The organism is Vibrio sp. 811, assembly GCF_033339195.1.
Genome location: NZ_JAWOUB010000345.1, coordinates 1 through 743, shown reverse-complemented (window position 1 = coordinate 743; position 743 = coordinate 1). Strand labels below are relative to the sequence as shown.

Below are 743 nucleotides of genomic sequence, written 5' to 3'. Positions count from 1 at the left end.
TTACACTGACTCATGCGCTCATTGGTCACCTTTCATATGGGGGTTGAGTTGCTGGACAAGTTCATCAACTGACATGTCCAGACGTTGTAATGTATCGGCTATTTGAGGAATTTGCTGTTCAAGAAAGCGAGCCTTTTCCGCAGAGCGCAATTGTTGAATTGCCCCTTGTGCGACAAACATGCCTTGGCCACGTTTTTTCTCCACCAGTCCTTCATCAACAAGTAACTGATAGCCTTTCATGACGGTAAGGTGGTTAATTTTCATATCGGCAGAGATGCTGCGGACGGAGGGTAAAGCCTCGCCTTCTTTCCAGACGCCCTGCAATATTTGTTGGGTGATCTGATCAGCCAACTGGCGAAAAATCGGTTGGCGATCATGCCAATGCGTCATGATAAACATCCTATGGCTGAATTGGTGTTATATATATGTATAACACTGAGTTTGAGAAATAGAAAGAATTAATCTTTTTGCCATCACACAACAGCGTGTTTGTGGAGTCCGTTTTCGACACGTTGCACCGAATATTTGCACGCAATCGGATGCGTTTTTTCTATTTCAAATTGATATAAAAACAACCACTTCTCATAAGTTGAGAATCCGCAATTAGAGGTACTTCAGAGCGTGAGAAACTTACGACAAAACTTGTGTTTATCACTGAGTGAGAATTTATTGAATATTAAAATTAAAACATTCTTATCTAGTGAGAATTATAGTGGAATTCACCCTAGAAAAATAAGGACTCA

The 743-nt window shown here is 40.9% G+C and carries 1 protein-coding gene; it reads right to left on the bottom strand.

What is annotated here, in order from left to right; all coding sequences use genetic code 11:
* Nucleotides 1–18 precede the first annotated feature (18 nt).
* A complete protein-coding gene (locus R7Q46_RS26785; protein ID WP_005464887.1) occupies nt 19–390 on the bottom strand; it encodes a GntR family transcriptional regulator in 372 nt (123 codons plus the stop codon).
* Between the last annotated feature and the right edge of the window lie 353 nt (nt 391–743).